Raw genomic sequence first — 15,971 nt, 5'->3', positions numbered from 1 at the left:
TGCGCACCCGCGCCCTCCCGTTCGCGGCCCACTCCCCCCCTTCACTCATGTCTTCCGTCCGCGAAAGGACCACCTCTCATGACCACCACACTCGAACCCCCCGTACAGCAGCAGGACCGGCCCGCGGGCCGGTCCGTCACCGGTGTCCTCGACACCGACCAGAGCGGGAAGGGCCGGCTGCGGGCCCCGGACTGCCTGTCCACCCCCGCCGACCTCCAGGTCGCCCCGGCGCTGATCCGCCGTCACGGCCTGCGCAAGGGCGACCTCGTCGAGGGCGTCAGCACCGACCGGCGCACGCTGACCGAGATCACGCGCGTCAACGGCCGTACGCCCGACGAACTGCGCGGCCGCCGGAACTTCCGCGACCTGACGCCGCTGCACCCGCACGAGCGGATCCGCCTCGAACACCCCGCCGCCGGGCTCGCCGGACGGGTCGCCGACCTGTTCGCGCCGGTCGGCAAGGGACAGCGCGGACTGATCGTGGCCCCGCCGAAGACCGGCAAGACCGTGCTGCTCCAGCAGTTCGCGGCCGCCGTCGCCGGCAACCACCCGGAGTGCCACCTGATGGTGCTGCTGCTCGACGAGCGCCCCGAGGAGGTCACCGACATGCGGCGCTCGGTGCGCGGCGAGGTGTACGCCTCCACCTTCGACCGGCCCGCCAAGGAGCACATCGCCCTCGCCGAACTCGTCGTCGAGCGCGCCAAGCGGCTCGTCGAAGAGGGCAAGGATGTCGTCATCCTTCTTGACTCCCTGACCCGGCTGTGCCGGGCCCACAACAACGCGGCCGCCTCCAACGGCCGTACCCTCAGCGGCGGTGTCGACGCCGGTGCGCTGCTCGGCCCCAAGCGGTTCTTCGGCGCCGCCCGCAAGGCGGAGGAGGGCGGCTCGCTCACCATCCTGGCCACCGTCCTGGTGGACACCGGCTCCCGGGCCGACGGCTACTTCTTCGAGGAGCTGAAGAGCACCGGCAACATGGAGTTGCGCCTGGACCGCGAGCTGGCCTCCCGGCGGGTCTTCCCGGCCCTGGACATCGCCCCGTCCGGCACCCGCCGCGAGGAACTCCTGCTCAGTCCGGCCGAGTTGACCGCCGTCCGTGGACTGCGCCGGGCTCTGCAGAGCCGCGAGGGCACCCCGAGCGGCCTGGAGACGCTCCTGGAGCGGCTGCGGGAGACCCCGGACAACGCGACCTTCCTGCGGCGTGTGCAGCCGACCCTGCCGGCGGGCTGACACCGGGCGCCGATGCCGGCGGGCCGACAGCGGGCGCCCCTCCCGGCGGGCCGGGTCCGGGGCCGGGCGTGCGGCATCCGGGTTGCGCACGTCGTCCGACCGGCCCGTGCAGCGCGCGGGGTATCGCCACCATTCCTACGTTGATCATATGACGATCGGATTCCCTGACCGACTGCCTCGGCGAGCGGCGGTGTCGGCCTGCGCCGTCTGCCTGGCGGGCCTGCTGGCGCTGACGCCCGGCACGGCCGCGGCCGGCACCCGGGCGCGGGACCCCGCCCCGCCCCCGCGGGCGGTGGTACCCGGGCCGTCGCTGCTCTACCGGTCCGGCACCCAGGTGCGGCCGCACGCCGGGACCCCGGAGCTCCCGGACGTCTCCGCGCTCTCCTGGCTGGTCGCCGACGCGGGCACCGGCCAGGTGCTGGCGGCGAGCCACGCCCACCGCAGACTGCCGCCGGCCAGCACCCTGAAGACCCTGTTCGCGCTCACCGTGCTGCCCGTCCTGCCCGCCGACCTCCCGCACCGGGTGACGTCCCGGGAACTGGCGGACGTCCCCGAGGACAGCAGCGTGGTCGGCGTCGAGGCGGGCCACACCTACCGGGTGTCCGACCTGTGGCGCGGGGTCTTCCTCAGTTCCGGCAACGACGCCGTGCACGTCCTGGCCGCGCTCGACGGGGGCTGGGACCGCACCGCCACCCGGATGCAGGCCAACGCCCGGTCCCTGGGCGCCCTCGACACCCACGTCGAGTCCCCCGACGGCTACGACGCGCCGGGGCAGGTCTCCTCCGCGTTCGACCTCGCGGTGTTCGGCCGGGAAGGGCTGCGCAACCCCGACTTCGCGCGGTACTGCTCCACCGCCCAGGCCCGCTTCCCCGACGGCGCCGGCTGGTCCTTCGGCATCGAGAACACCAACCGCCTGCTGACCGGCGAGGACGGTGTGGGGCGGTACCCCGGCCTGATCGGGATCAAGAACGGCTACACCACCAACGCCGGCAACACCCTCGTCGCCGCCGCCCGGCGCGGCGGGCGCACCCTCCTCGTGACGGTGATGAACCCTCAGGACGGCGGCGTGTACGACGAGGCCCGTCAGCTGCTCGACTGGGGTTTCGAGGCGGCCGGACGGGTGGACCCGGTGGGCTCGCTGGACGCTCTGCGGGCCACGCCGCGGCCCCGGCCGGATCCGAGCACCGTGCCGATGGCGGCGGCCACCGCACCCGAGGACGACTCCGGCTGGTCGGACACCGCCATCGCCGCGGGCTTCGCGGTGCTCGGCGCGGGCGCCGTCACCCTGGCGATGCGGCTCAGGGGCGAGCGCTCCGGGCGGGACTGACCGACCGGCAGACCCAGCAGGAGGCCCAGCGTGATCCAGGTGTAGATGTTGCTGCCGAGGAACCCGTCGATGCCGGACGCGTCGTCGAACCACAGCCACACCACGCTGGTGCACATCACCGCGTAGAGGGCGCCCGCGATCCGCGGGCGCCCGGCGCGGGCCAGCAGCGCGAACGACGGGAGCACCCACACCAGGTGGTGCACCCAGGTGATCGGGCTGACCAGGCAGGCCGCGAGCCCGGTGAGCGCGAAGGCGGCCGTCCAGTCGTCGGCCGCCACGGCCCTGCCGGTCCGCCACGCCCACACGGCGAGCGTGAGCAGCACCACGATCGCCCACAGCGGCTTGTCCGGATGGCCGAGCCGGGCCAGTACGCCCTGCAGCGACTGGTTCGAGACGTAGTCGAGGCGGCCGACCCTGCTGGTGTCCCAGAGCGCCTGCGTCCAGTAGAAGCGGGACGCCCTCGGGTCGGCCCAGGCCGCGAACCCGGTCGCGGCGATCGCCACGACCGTGGCGACGGCGGCGGCGCGCCACTTGCGGCCGATCAGCAGCATGCCGATGAACAGCGCGGGCGTGAGCTTGATCGCGGCGGCGAGCCCGATACCGACGCCGGCCCAGCGGCCCCGCCCGCTGCGCAGCAGACAGCAGTCGACCAGCACCAGGGCGAGCAGGACCAGGTTCACCTGCCCGAAGCTGAAGGTGTCCCGCAACGGCTCGAACAGGGCCAGCCCGCACAGCGCCAGCGCCCAGCGGTACCAGCCCCAGCGCCGCCAGCCCGGCCCGGCCAGGATGCGCAGCACGAACGCCAGTGCGGCCAGGTTCAGCAGCAGCGAGGCGGCGATGGCCAGGTGCAGCCCCACCAGCGCCATGGGCAGCATGCCGACGGCGGCGAACGGCGGATACGTGAACCCGTACGTCGTCCCGGGCACCCGGTAGTCGTAGATCCGGCCGCCGTGATGCACCCAGGTGTGCACGGTGCCGTAGTACACGCGCAGGTCGAACCAGTCGCGCAGCAGCGGCACAGTGGCCGTGAACGCGGTCACGGCGGCGACGAGGACCAGGACGAGCAGCAGTCTCCCCCGGTCGGACCGCGGTCCGCTCGGGCCTCTCATGCGGTACGTCCCACGGCCGGGGCCTGCGCGGCCTGGTGGGCCTGCCACAGCACGACCACGCCGAGCACCCCGCCGGAGACGGCGAGGACCAGCTGGCCGATGTCGGCGGGACCGCCGCTGGGCAGCACGGCGAGGGCGAGCACTCCGGTGACGGCCGCGACCCGGTGCCGTACCGAGGTGCTGGGCGCCGCCGCCGCTATCAGGAACAGGCCCCAGATGGCGTACCAGGGGCGGATCGCCGGCCCGAAGGCGGCGACCGCGGCCAGGCTCAGGCCGAGGGCGTAGACCGGGCGGGGCCGCAGCCGGACCCATATCAGCAGCACGGTCACCGCGGTGAGCGCCAGCCCGAGCAGATGCCAGGCCGGGACGGCGAGCGGCGCCAGATCGCTGCCGAAGTGTTCGAGGATCCGGCCCGTGGCCCGGCCGAGCAGGCTGCTGAGCGCCCAGTTGTGCGGGGAGACGGGCGTGTCGAGCGCCCTTATCCACCCGTACCCCGTCCCGGCGACGGCGGTCGCCACCACCGTCGTCGCCCCGGAGGCGATCACCGTCGTCAGGGTGGCCCGTACGGGACTGCGGCCCTTGCGCGCCTGTACGACGATCACCGCGAGCAGACCGAGCGCCGCGGGCGCCTTCACCAGCGCCGCGAGCGTGACCAGTACGGCCCCGAGGACCGGCCAGCGGCCGAGCGCCGCGACCAGGCCGAGGCCCAGCAGACCGAGCATGATCGCGTCGTTGTGGGCGCCCGCGACCAGGTGCAGCAGCACCAGCGGGTTGAGGGCGCCGAGCCAGAGCGCGGCGGCCGGGTCGGCGCCGCTGTGCCGGGCGAGGCGGGGCAGCGCGGCCGCCATCAGGCCGACCCCGAACAGGGCGACCAGCCGCATCCCGAAGAGCCCGGCCGGGAGTTCGCCCCGGGTCAGCCCGGACAGCAGCGAGGCCACGCCCATGAACGCGGGGCCGTACGGGGCCGCGGTGTTCTGCCACACCGGCGCGACCTCGTCGGCCAGCGGGCCGCCGAGCTGGGCCGGTCCCGACGTGTAGACGTCCATGTGCGCGTCGACCATGGCGCCCTGCGCGAGGTAGCTGTACACGTCCCGGCTGAACAGCGGGGGCGCGAGCAGCAGCGGGGCCGCCCAGACGGCGAGGACCAGCAGCAGTTGCCACGGGGTGGGCGGCTCGGCGCCGCGCACGAGGCGGCCGAGCAGCAGCCACGCCGCGATCAGCAGGACGACGCCGAAGTAGACGCCGACCAGACCGAACGCCGCCTGCACCGAGGTGGGTGCGAGCAGGTCCTCCACGGGGAGGGCGCCGGCTGTCTCACCTCCCAGGGCGAGGAACGCGGTGCCGGCCAGGCCGAGTACCTGGCAGCGGCGGAGATCGACGGGGAAAGCCATGGCCAACACTGGGTCAGCGTGTCAATTGCGGGTGGCCGGAAAGCGACGGGGTGTTTTCTTGGGAGGGGCCTGGTTGTTACCTGTGGGTGGTCGACCGTCGTCGCCGGAGGGGCCGCACCCTCCGTCTCCGGCGTTCTCCCGGCTGTCCGCGTGCCGGAAGTCCTAGGGGACACGCACCGCTTCGGCGGTCTCCGACCCTGTCTCGGCCGCCTCCAGCCGCTGGTTGCGGCGGACGGAGGACCAGAACGACCAGCCGATCAGGACGACGCCGACCAGGCCGGTGACGACCTCGTTGATCTGGTACTGGATGGTGACCATGAGGATCACGGCCAGCGCGCCGATCGCGTAGTGGGCGCCGTGCTCCAGGTAGACGTAGTCGTCCAGGGTGCCCTGCCGGACCAGGTACACGGTGAGCGAGCGGACGTACATCGCGCCGATGCCGAGGCCGAGGGCCATGAGCACGATGTCGTTGGTGATGGCGAAGGCGCCGATCACGCCGTCGAAGGAGAACGACGCGTCCAGGACCTCCAGGTAGAGGAACATGAAGAACGCGGCCCGGCCGGCCAGCAGCACCGCCGGGCCCCCGCCCCGCCGTTGGCTCTCCTCGTCCTCCTCCAGCTGGTTCTCGAAGTAGCCCGACAGACCGCCCACGACCAGGTACGTGATCAGACCGGCGATGCCGGAGACCAGCACCGTCTGCGCCTTGTCGGCGTGCGCGCCGCCGTGCTGGTGGGCGTGGGCGGCGAAGGTGAACGACGTGCCGAGCAGGACGATCAGGGCGATGCAGACCGACAGCATGTCGACCTTGCCGAGCCTGGCCAGCGGGCGCTCGATCCAGCCCAGCCACTGGACGTCCCGGTCCTCGAAGACGAAGTCGAGGAAGATCATCAGCAGGAACATGCCGCCGAAGGCGGCGATCGCCGGGTGGGCGTCGGTGACCAGCTGCTCGTAGCGGTCCTTGTCGGTCAGCGCCAGGTTCACCGCGTCGTACGGATTGAGCTTGGCGGTGATGGCGACGATGACGACGGGAAAGGCGAGCCGCATGCCGAACACGGCGATGAGCACACCCACCGTGAGGAAGACGCTCTGCCAGAAGGCGTTCATCTTCTTCAGGATCCCGGCGTTGACGACAGCGTTGTCGAACGACAGGGACACCTCCAGGACGGCCAGGATCGCCACGATCCCGAGGGCGGCCCAGCCGTCGTACAGCACCCCGGCGGCCAGGCCGACCGCGGTGACCAGGAACGCCCAGCGAAAGGTCCTCAACAGCACGGCTGCACTCTCCCGTCGTTCCGCGGCCGTCGGCGGCCGACCCTCACAACGGCGTTGTCTATCACGGCCGGTTGTCCGCGAGGTGGCCCGGTCCCGGTACGGGGGCCGGCGGTCGCCTTCACGTCGATGTGCGAGCCCATGATGACCGTCCGGTCACGGGGCAGCCCGAAGTACTCGGCGGCATCGGCCGTGATGTAGGACGCCTCGTCGAGCTGCCACCGCCCCTCAGTCGTCGCCGTGTCCGAGAGCGTCGACGGCACTGCGCCGGTCGTCCGGAACCCGGGGCACGGGCTCGGTTTCGAGGGACAGGATCACCACGTGGTCGTGGCGCACGTGGTTGCGCTCCACGTTGGCCCGCATCGCCGGCGGCGCGGTCTCCTTGCCCCGGTTGAGGAAGACCGCCGTACCCGGGATCCGGATCGTCGGGACCTCACCGCTGCGAAGGTGGTCGACGAACTCGGCCAACGAGCCTTCCTGACGCGCCCGTTCGGCGGTGACGAGCTCGCGGCCGCGCTGCCAGGTGGTCATGACGTGGTGGTGATGGTGCCGGTGACCGCCACGCCGAAGGCGAAGGCCAGCGCCGCGGAGCTGCGGAACGCGAAGACCAGGGTGAGGACCGAGACCATCAGCAACCAGTTGGTCCACGGGACGTGTAGTCCGCCCGGTGCACCGGGGGCGTCGACGCGGACGGCCCCGGGCGGTGCGGCCCTCGGGTTCGGCTGTCGAGGGCCGCGCGGGTGCTGCGTGTTCAGAGGCTGCGGGCGGTGATGTCGCCCCGGGACGTGGTGGCACGGATGTCGAGTTCGGTGGTGCCGTCGTTCTTGAGGGAGTTGCTGACGCGGCCCATGCCGGTTCCGGCGTCCAGGGCGGCCGAGACGCCGCCGGCGGCGGTGACGGAGATGTCGCCGTCCTGGGTACGGAGCACGACCGTGCCGCGGCCGGCCTCGCCGATCCGGATGTCGCCCCGTGCGGTGCTGATCTCCGCGGGGCCGCCCAGCCGGCCGACCTCGACGTCGCCGTCGGTCGCGGTGAGGCGGAGGCTCGCGGCCTCGTCGATCTTGATCTGGCGGTACGCGCCCTCGAAGGCGATGTCGCCGAGGCGTCCGACACCACGGAGTTCGGCGGCGGCCGTCCTGGCCTCGACGCCGGAGCCGGCGGGCAGCCGGACGGTGACCTCCAGGGATCCGGAGGGGCCGAAGAGCTGGTTGCCGGAAGCCGGGGCCGTGACCCGCAGGACTCCGTCGGCGTAGGTGACGGTGGTCTGCTCGGCGGTCTTGATGTCGCGGCTCTTGGAGGGGTCGGCGGCCAGGACCTCGACGGTGGTGTCGGCGCGGTCCGCGGCGATGAGCTGGACGCGCCCGGCGGGGATGTCCAGGACGGCGGAGATCGGGGCGGGGGTGTCGAACTTCTGCATCGTCTTCTCCCGTGACTCGGTGTTTCCGATGAACGAAAAGCTACGTTGCATTCACCATCGCAGCAACATGCTTGTTGCAAAAAACCTAAGTCTTAGCAGTTCAAAGCCGTCAAAGTGTTGCATTGAGCTTCGAGCTAAATGCAACGACGACGACACATTCGTTGCAATGAATTGGGGATGAACGCTACGCTGGGGACAGCAGGGACCGCCATGGGGCACGAAGGAGATCGCGATGCCGGGAGGCAGACTCACCCAGCAGGAACGCCGGCAGATCGCGCTGGGGCTGGCCGACGGCCTCGCCTACGCCGAGATCGGCCGCCGTCTCGACCGTCCGACCTCCACGGTCACGCGTGAGGTGATGCGCAACGGCGGCCCCACCGCCTACCGCGCCGACCTCGCCCACCGCGCCACCGAACGCCGGGCCCACCGGCGCCGGCCGGCCGCGCCCCGGGGGGCCGAGGTGCCCTCGTCGGCCGACGGACGCGACCCCGAGGCCGTGCGGGAGTACGAGGAGACGCTGACCACCGTCATGATGGCTTCGGGCATGACCGCGATGCCGGCCAGGGTGATGGCCGCCATCACCCTCACCGACTCGGGGAGCCTCACCGCGTCCGAACTCGTCCAACGGCTCCAGGTCAGCCCGGCGTCCGTCTCCAAGGCGATCGCGTTCCTCGAGAGCCAGAGCCTCGCCCGCCGGGAACAGGGCGAGGGCCGCCGCGAGCGCTACATCGTCGACGACGACATCTGGTACCAGTCGATGATCGCCAGCGCCCGCGGCACCGCCCAGGTCGCCGACACCGCACGCCGGGGCATCACCGTCCTCGGCCCCCGGACCCCGGCCGCCAACCGCCTGGAGAACGTCGCCCGCTTCCTCGACTTCGTCAGCGAGAGCATCACCCGCGCCGCGGAACAGGCCCGCGAGGTCCTCCACACCAGACCCGGGACCACCTCGGACGACGACGCCGAGCCGAGTCGGGACCGCGCATAGACAGCCGTCCCGAAGACCGACAACGGCAAGGGGACTCCGCCTCCTTGCCGTGCTCAACGTATAGCGCACCGGGGGGCTTGCGGCAAGGCCCCCGGCAGGCCGCAGAATCGCCGACCGAGGCCAGTACCTGCGAAAACGGGAGTCGCGTAGTGCGTGTGTTGCTGTCGACGTATGGGTCGCGCGGAGATGTCGAACCGCTGGTGGCGCTCGCGGTGCGGCTGCGGGAACTCGGCGCACGGGTACGGGTCTGCGCGCCGCCCGACGAGGTGTTCGCCCGGCTGCTGGCCAGGGCCGACGTGGAAGTGGTGGCGGTCGGCAGGCCGATGGGCACCATTGCGGCACCGTCGACGGAATCGGCCGCCTCCCGGCGGGCGGCAGAGCTGGCCGCGCAGTTCGACACGGTCGTCACGGCCGCCGAGGGGTGTGACGCCCTCCTGGCGACCGGGCTCGCGCACTTCTCCTCACGGTCGGCGGCCGAGAAACTCGGCATCCCCTACGTGTACGCGACGTTCTGCCCGTTCCTGCTGCGGTCGCCGTACCAGGCGCCCCCCGCGCTGCTGCCGGGCCAGTCGTTCCCTCCGGAGGTGACCGACAACCGGGCGCTGTGGGACCTCAACGCCCGGACCTTCAACACGCTGCACGGCGAGGCCCTCAACGCCCACCGGGCCTCGGTCGGCCTGCCGCCGGTGGACGACGTCCACGGCTTCATCTTCACCGACCGGCCATGGCTGGCGTCGGACCCGGTCCTGGGCCCGTGGCGGGAGACCCCCGAACTCGGTCTCGTGCACACCGGGGCGTGGATCCTGCCGGACGAACGCCCGCTGCCGGACGACCTGCTGGCCTTCCTGGACGCGGGCGCTCCCCCGGTGTTCGTCGGGTACGGCAGCATGCGGGGCGTCTCGGCGGACATCGCCCGGGTGTCCATCGAGGCGGTCCGCGCGCACGGCCGCCGCGCACTCGTCGGCCGCGGCTGGGCCGAACTGGCCCTGATCGACGACCGGGACGACTGCTTCGTCGTCGGCGAGGTCAACCAGCAGGCGCTGTTCACCAGGGTGGCCGCCATCGTGCACCACGGCGGCGCCGGCACCACGACGACGGCGGCCCGGGCCGGAGCGCCGCAGGTGGTGGTGGCCCAGGCGGCGGACCAGCCCTACTGGGCGGGCCGGGTCGCCGCCCTGGGCATCGGCGCGGCACACGACGGGCCGGCTCCGACCACCAAGTCCCTGTCGGCCGCACTCGCCACGGCCCTCGCCCCCGAGACCGTCGCCCGCGCGCGGGCCGTGGCCGACGGCATCCGCACCGACGGAGCGGCGGTGGCCGCGGAACTGCTGCTGGACACCGTCGGCCGGGGAACACCGCCGATGCCCGCCTGAACCGGCGCCGGATCACCGGCCGAACGTCTCAGAACACCGACAGACCCGTGAGCGTCGTGAAGCGGTCGAGTGCCGCCACGCCCGCCACCGAGTTGCCGCGCTCGTCCAGGCCGGGGCTCCACACGCACAGTGCGCACCGGCCCGGCACCACGGCGATGATGCCGCCCCCGACCCCGCTCTTCCCGGGCAGGCCGACGCGGTACGCGAAGTCGCCCGCCGCGTCGTACGTCCCGCAGGTCAGCATCACCGCGTTGACCTGCTTCGCCTGGCTGCGGGTGAGGAGGCGGGTACCGTCGGCGCGGATGCCGTGGCGGGCCAGGAAGGTGGTCGCCAGGGCCAGGTCGGCGCAGGAGGCGGCTACGGAGCACTGACGGAAGTACTGGTCGAGGAGGACCGGGATCTCGTTGTCGATGTTGCCGTAGGAGGCCATGAAGTGCGCCAGCGCAGCATTGCGGTCGCCGTGCTGGGACTCGGAGGCGGCGACCCCCTTGTCGAAGTCCAGTGAGGTGTTGCCGCTCTCGGCGCGCAGGAAGGCCAGCAGCTCGCCGGCCGCGTCTCCGGTACGGGTCTGGAGACGGTCGGTGACGACGAGGGCGCCCGCGTTGATGAACGGGTTGCGCGGGATGCCCTGCTCGTACTCCAGCTGGACCAGGGAGTTGAACGGGTTGCCCGAAGGCTCGCGGCCGACGTGTTCCCAGAGCTCGTCGCCCTCGCGGGCCAGGTCGAGGGCGAGGGTGAAGACCTTGGTGAGGGACTGCGTGGAGAAGGGCTGCCGCCAGTCGCCGACGCCGTAGACCGTGCCGTCGAGCTCGGCGACGGCCATGCCGAAGCTGCGGGGGTCGCAGGCGGCGAGCGCCGGGATGTAGTCGGCGGGGCGGCCGCGGCCCGGCGTGCGCTCTATCTCCTCGGCGATGCGCTCCAGGACCGGCAGGAAGGCTTGGGACGACGTCATTGTCATGATCACTATTGTGCCTCCGGGCCGGTCCTGGCGCGTACTCGCAGGTCAGGCGAGGGGCGATCCGCTGCCGGCGACGACCTCGGGACGCAGCAGGTCGGCGAGCCGCTCGGCGGGCAGCAGGCCCTTCTCCAGGACGAGTTCGGCGACCCCGCGGCCGGTGACGAGGGCCTCCTTGGCGATGTCGGTGGCCGCCGTGTACCCGATGTACGGGTTGAGGGCGGTGACCAGGCCGATGGAGTTCTCGACCGTCGCCCGCAGCACCTCGGTGTTGGCGGTGATGCCGTCCACGCAGCGCTCGGCGAGCGTCAGGCAGGCGTTCCGCAGGTGCGTGATGCTCTTCGACAGGGAGTGCAGGATGATCGGCTCGAAGGCGTTGAGCTGGAGCTGCCCGGACTCGGCGGCCATGGTGATGGCGACGTCGTTGCCGATGACCTCGAAGGCGACCTGGTTGACGACCTCGGGGATCACCGGGTTGACCTTGCCCGGCATGATCGACGAGCCGGCCTGCACGGGCGGCAGGTTGATCTCGCCGAGCCCCGCACGCGGCCCGGACGACAGCAGCCGCAGGTCGTTGCAGCTCTTGGAGAGCTTGACCGCGATCCGCTTGAGCACGCCGGACATCTGGACGAACGCCCCGCAGTCCTGGGTCGCCTCCACCAGGTTGGCGGCGGTGACCAGGGGCAGCCCGGTGATCCCGGCGAGGTGCCGGCGGGCCGACTCGGCGTATCCGGCGGGCGCGTTGAGCCCCGTCCCGATGGCGGTCGCCCCCAGATTGATCTCATGAACCAGCTCGACGGCCTCGGCGAGCCGGCTGCGGTCCTCGTCGAGCATCACGGCGAAGGTGGAGAACTCCTGCCCGAGGGTCATCGGGACCGCGTCCTGCAACTGCGTGCGGCCCATCTTCAGCACGTCACGGAACTCGACGGCCTTGCGCCCGAAGGAGTCCTGGAGCACGGCCATCGCCTTGAGCAGCCCGCGCACCGCGAAGACCGTGGCGATCTTGACGGCGGTCGGGTAGACGTCGTTGGTCGACTGACCGAGGTTGACGTCCTCGTTGGGGTGCAGGTGCTCGTACTGCCCCTTCTCGTACCCGAGCAGCTCCAGCGCCCGGTTGGCGACGACCTCGTTGGCGTTCATGTTCGTGGACGTCCCGGCACCGCCCTGGATGACGTCGACCACGAACTGGTCGTGCAGCCTGCCGGCCCGTATCTCCCGGCAGGCGGCGACGATCGCCGCGGCCTTCTCCGGCGCCAGCAGCCCCAGCTCCTCGTTGGCAAGGGCGGCGGCCTCCTTGACGGCGGCGAGGGCGTCGATCAGGTGCGGGTAGGCGGAGATCGGCGTACCGGTGATCGGGAAGTTCTCGGTGGCCCGCAGGGTGTGCACACCCCAGTAGGCGTCGGCGGGCACGTCACGGTCGCCGAGCAGATCGTGTTCGCTGCGAACAGTCATGGGTCCTGTTTCAAGAGAGTGAGGGTGAAGCGCCCCTTTAGGGGCGCGGGGAACTGCGCGGCCAGCCACATCCGGCCCGCAGTCGCCCAACGACAACTCAGCCCGTCCCATTAGGCGCAGGCCGACACCGAAACCGGCTCCAGGGAGCGAACGGGCCGCACACGCCCGACCTCCCTGCCACCACCGAGCAGCGCCTCCCCGGCGAACTCGGTCAGCAGCTCCGGATCGACCCCGGCCCTGGCCAGCGCCGCCGCGGCGACCGGAACCCGCGCCCGGTTCGCCCCGTCGGCGATCTTCACGGCCACGGCCCGCCCGTCCGGCAGCGCCGCGACCTCGACGCCCTCGAAGCCGTCCTTGGCCAGCAGCCCCGGCACGGCCGCCATCAGCGCGGCCACGTCCCGCCCCGCGCCGGACGCCATCTCCGCGTGCTCCCGCATCGCGTCGGCGACCCGCGCCTCGGGCGTACCCGGCGCGGCGGACACGATCCGCGACACCGCACGCGCCAGCCCGTGCAGGGAGATGGAGAACAGCGGCGCCCCGCACCCGTCCACGGTCGTCGCCGCCACCCGCTGCCCGGTCAGGTCCTCGACGATCTCGGCGATCGCCTGCTGCAGCGGGTGCTCGGGCTCCAGGTAGTCCGCCAGGGACCACCCGTTGAGCTTCGCGGTCCACAGCATCGCCGCATGCTTGCCGGAGCAGTTCTGGGCGAGGCGGGACGGCTGCCGTCCCTCCCGCACCCAGGTGTCCCGCACGGCCGGGTCGTACGGCATGTCGGGGACGTTGCGCAGGTCGGCCTCGGTCAGTCCGGCGAGGTCGAGGATCCGCCGGGTCCCGGCGAGGTGCCGCTCCTCGCCGGAGTGGCTGGCGGCGGCCAGCGAGAGCAGGTCGCCGTCGAGGGGCAGCCCGGCCCGCAGCATGGCCACGGCCTGGACGGGCTTGAGGGCCGAGCGCGGGTAGAACGCGGCCTCGATGTCGCCGAGCTGGAACTGGACCTCCCCGTCGGCGCCGAGGACGACGACGGAGCCGTAGTGGATGCCCTCCACGACCCCGCCGCGGATGAGGTGGGCGACGGGGGCGTGGAGGGGTTCACGGACGATGGGTGCGTCCGCGGGGGAACTGCTCTGCATCACTGCCTGGTCTCGGGTGAGGTGGGACGGACCGGGGCGCGGTTCACGCGTCGGTTCCGGTGGGCGTGCGCGGGAGGCGACGGCGGATGGCGTACCAGCCGGCGACCAGCGCGGCGACGATCAGCGGCAGGCACAGCACGGTGGTGCGTCCGGCGCCGCCGTCGGCGTACATGAGGACCAGGACGGAGGCGAGGAACGCCAGCGTCACGATCTCGGTCCAGGGGGAGCCCGGCAGTCGGTAGCCGGGGCGGGTGAGCTCGCCGTTCTGGGTCTTCCGCCAGAAGAGCAGGTGGCAGAGCATGATCATGCCCCAGGTGCAGATGATGCCGATCGCCGCGAAGTTGAGGACGATCTCGAACGCGTCGGCGGGGACCACGAAGTTGAGGCCGACACCGAGGACGCAGATGCCGCTGGTGAGCAGGATGCCGCCGTACGGGACCTGGGTGCGGCTCATCTTGGCGGTGAACTTGGGGGCGGAGCCGTTGACGGCCATGGAGCGCAGGATGCGGCCGGTGGAGTAGAGGCCGGAGTTGAGCGAGGACATGGCCGCGGTGAGGACGACGAGGTTCATCACGCCGCCGGCCGCCGGGACACCGATGTGCGAGAGGACGGTGACGAAGGGGCTCTGTCCCGCCGTGTACTTGTTCCAGGGCAGCAGCATCGAGAGCAGGACGACCGAGCCGACGTAGAACAGGCCCACGCGCCACATGATCGAGTTGATCGCCTTGGGCATGATCTTCTCGGGGTTCTCGGTCTCACCGGCGGCGACGCCGACCAGTTCGACCGAGGCGTAGGCGAAGACGACGCCCTGGATGATCAGCAGCATGGGCAGCAGGCCGTTGGGGAAGATGCCGCCGTTGTCGGTGATCAGGGACGGGCCGGGGGTGGTGCCGTCCACGGGGTGCTGGGTGACCAGCAGGAAGATGCCGATGACCATGAAGATGACCAGGGCGCTGACCTTGACGATCGCGAACCAGAACTCCAGTTCGCCGAAGATCTTGACCGAGATCAGGTTCACGGTGAGGACCACGGCCAGGGCTATCAGGGCGATCACCCACTGGGGTATGTCGGAGAACATCCCCCAGTAGTGGGTGTAGGTGGCGACCGCGGTGATGTCGGCGATGCCGGTGGTCGCCCAGTTCAGGAAGTACATCCAGCCCGCGGTGTAGGCGCCCTTCTCGCCCAGGAACTCCCGGGCGTACGACACGAAGGCGCCGGAGGACGGGCGGTACAGGACGAGTTCGCCGAGGGCGCGTACGACGAGGAAGGCGAAGACTCCGCAGATCGCGTACGCGACGAAGAGGGAGGGTCCTGCGTCGGCGAGGCGGCCGCCCGCGCCGAGGAAGAGGCCGGTGCCGATGGCGCCGCCGATGGCGATCATGTTGACGTGCCGGTGCTTCAGCGACTTGCTGTAGCCGTGGTCCCCGGCGTCGACGTGACGGGACGAGGGGCGCGTCTCGTCTTTGAGGTGCTGTTCGCTCACGCCTCGGTTCCGCCTTCCTTGTGCTGGTCCGTGCGCGTGGGGCGCACGATGTGGGTGAGGGTGGTCTCGACGCGGTCGAGGTGGTGGCTCATGGCGTCCACGGCGTCGATCTCGGAACCGTCGGTCAGCGCTTCGACGATGGCCCGGTGCTCCCGGTTGGACTGCTCGCGGCGGCCGCCCAGTTCGTTGAGGAAGGCCGACTGACGCGCCAGCGCGTCCCGGATCTCCTCGATGACCCGGCGGAAGACCGGGTTCTGGGCGGCCTCGGCCACGGCGAGGTGGAAGAGGGTGTCCATCGCGACCCACGCGGTGGTGTCCGTCTCCCGCTCCATGCGGTCGAGCAGATGGGCCAGGTGGTCCAGGTTCTCCGGGGTGCGGCGCAGCGCCGCGTACCCGGCGACCGGGATCTCGATGTGCCGGCGCACTTCGAGCAGGTCGCTGGCGGCGTAGTCGCCGAAGGTGGGGTCCTCGACGGCGTTGGCGACCACGAAGGTGCCCTTGCCGGTCTTGGAGACGGTCAGGCCCATCGTCTGCAGGGCCCGCAGGGCCTCGCGCAGGACGGGCCTGCTGATCTCCAGGGTGCGGCAGAGCTCCGCCTCGGAGGGGAGCTTGTCGCCCACGGCGTACTCGCCGCGCTCGATGGCGGCGCGCAGGTGCGCCAGTACCGCCTCCATGGCGCTCACGCGCCGCGGGGGCTGTCCGGCTGTCGGGCTGTCTGACAGGTTCACGGGTGAGATGTTCCGGGTTGCGTGAGGACGCTGTCAAGGTTTCCGGAAAGGAAACATTCACGGGGTGTGATGCCTGAATGCAGGCATCACACCCCGTGGCGGAGCTGTGACTCGTGGGACGGCGG

The 15,971-nt window shown here is 71.7% G+C and carries 14 protein-coding genes and 1 pseudogene; 4 read left to right on the top strand and 11 right to left on the bottom strand.

Annotated elements, in window-relative coordinates:
- Positions 1–78 precede the first annotated feature (78 nt).
- On the top strand, positions 79–1,227 hold the full coding sequence (gene rho, locus ABZ887_RS02920) for a transcription termination factor Rho (protein WP_361282194.1): 1,149 nt from the start codon (positions 79–81) through the stop codon (positions 1,225–1,227).
- A gap of 148 nt (positions 1,228–1,375) precedes the next feature.
- Positions 1,376–2,221 (top strand): annotated as a pseudogene (locus ABZ887_RS02915) (serine hydrolase); the annotation flags it as partial.
- An 89-nt stretch (positions 2,222–2,310) separates the two neighbouring features.
- Here ABZ887_RS02915 and ABZ887_RS02910 read toward each other — a convergent pair.
- The 6 genes from ABZ887_RS02910 to ABZ887_RS02885 all read right to left on the bottom strand — a co-directional run bounded on the left by ABZ887_RS02910 (position 2,311) and on the right by ABZ887_RS02885 (position 7,740).
- Entirely contained in the window at positions 2,311–3,663 is a 1,353-nt protein-coding gene (locus ABZ887_RS02910; RefSeq protein WP_361282193.1) for a glycosyltransferase family 87 protein, read from the bottom strand.
- On the bottom strand, positions 3,660–5,054 hold the full coding sequence (gene mptB, locus ABZ887_RS02905; protein WP_361282191.1) for a polyprenol phosphomannose-dependent alpha 1,6 mannosyltransferase MptB: 1,395 nt from the start codon (positions 5,052–5,054) through the stop codon (positions 3,660–3,662). The genes ABZ887_RS02910 and mptB overlap by 4 nt, the downstream gene beginning before the upstream one ends.
- 162 nt (positions 5,055–5,216) lie before the next feature.
- On the bottom strand, positions 5,217–6,326 hold the full coding sequence (locus tag ABZ887_RS02900; RefSeq protein ID WP_361282189.1) for a DUF475 domain-containing protein: 1,110 nt from the start codon (positions 6,324–6,326) through the stop codon (positions 5,217–5,219).
- Between the two features lie 225 nt (positions 6,327–6,551).
- Positions 6,552–6,854, bottom strand: coding sequence for a KUP/HAK/KT family potassium transporter (locus ABZ887_RS02895; RefSeq protein WP_361282187.1), 303 nt, complete (start codon positions 6,852–6,854; stop codon positions 6,552–6,554).
- Complete coding sequence (locus ABZ887_RS02890; protein ID WP_361282446.1) at positions 6,851–6,952, bottom strand: hypothetical protein; 102 nt, start codon at positions 6,950–6,952, stop codon at positions 6,851–6,853. The genes ABZ887_RS02895 and ABZ887_RS02890 overlap by 4 nt, the downstream gene beginning before the upstream one ends.
- 122 nt (positions 6,953–7,074) lie before the next feature.
- A complete protein-coding gene (locus tag ABZ887_RS02885; protein ID WP_361282185.1) occupies positions 7,075–7,740 on the bottom strand; it encodes a DUF4097 family beta strand repeat-containing protein in 666 nt (221 codons plus the stop codon).
- Positions 7,741–7,972: 232 nt separating this feature from the next.
- On the opposite strand from ABZ887_RS02885, the gene ABZ887_RS02880 reads away from it, so the two are divergent.
- The gene (locus ABZ887_RS02880) at positions 7,973–8,728 is read left to right on the top strand and encodes a helix-turn-helix domain-containing protein (RefSeq protein ID WP_361282183.1); all 756 of its coding nucleotides are present in this window, start codon (positions 7,973–7,975) and stop codon (positions 8,726–8,728) included.
- Between the two features lie 149 nt (positions 8,729–8,877).
- The gene (locus tag ABZ887_RS02875) at positions 8,878–10,101 is read left to right on the top strand and encodes a glycosyltransferase (protein ID WP_361282181.1); all 1,224 of its coding nucleotides are present in this window, start codon (positions 8,878–8,880) and stop codon (positions 10,099–10,101) included.
- A gap of 28 nt (positions 10,102–10,129) precedes the next feature.
- Here the strand turns inward: ABZ887_RS02875 and ABZ887_RS02870 are convergent, their stop codons facing one another.
- The 5 genes from ABZ887_RS02870 to ABZ887_RS02850 form a co-directional block, all read right to left on the bottom strand.
- Positions 10,130–11,059, bottom strand: coding sequence for a glutaminase (locus ABZ887_RS02870; protein WP_361282179.1), 930 nt, complete (start codon positions 11,057–11,059; stop codon positions 10,130–10,132).
- 45 nt (positions 11,060–11,104) lie between these two features.
- Positions 11,105–12,508 (bottom strand): aspartate ammonia-lyase, encoded by a 1,404-nt coding sequence (aspA, locus tag ABZ887_RS02865; RefSeq protein WP_361282177.1) that lies wholly within the window; start codon positions 12,506–12,508, stop codon positions 11,105–11,107.
- A gap of 110 nt (positions 12,509–12,618) precedes the next feature.
- Positions 12,619–13,635, bottom strand: coding sequence for an asparaginase (locus tag ABZ887_RS02860; protein ID WP_361282175.1), 1,017 nt, complete (start codon positions 13,633–13,635; stop codon positions 12,619–12,621).
- A 43-nt stretch (positions 13,636–13,678) separates the two neighbouring features.
- On the bottom strand, positions 13,679–15,118 hold the full coding sequence (locus ABZ887_RS02855) for an amino acid permease (protein ID WP_361282173.1): 1,440 nt from the start codon (positions 15,116–15,118) through the stop codon (positions 13,679–13,681).
- On the bottom strand, positions 15,115–15,792 hold the full coding sequence (locus ABZ887_RS02850) for a FadR/GntR family transcriptional regulator (protein ID WP_361282444.1): 678 nt from the start codon (positions 15,790–15,792) through the stop codon (positions 15,115–15,117). Before ABZ887_RS02850 ends, ABZ887_RS02855 begins: the two co-directional genes overlap by 4 nt.
- Positions 15,793–15,971: the final 179 nt, after the last annotated feature.

The sequence above is a fragment of the Streptomyces sp. NPDC047061 genome (assembly GCF_040643955.1).
Lineage (GTDB): Bacteria > Actinomycetota > Actinomycetes > Streptomycetales > Streptomycetaceae > Streptomyces.
This window is presented reverse-complemented; position numbering and strand designations above follow the sequence as displayed.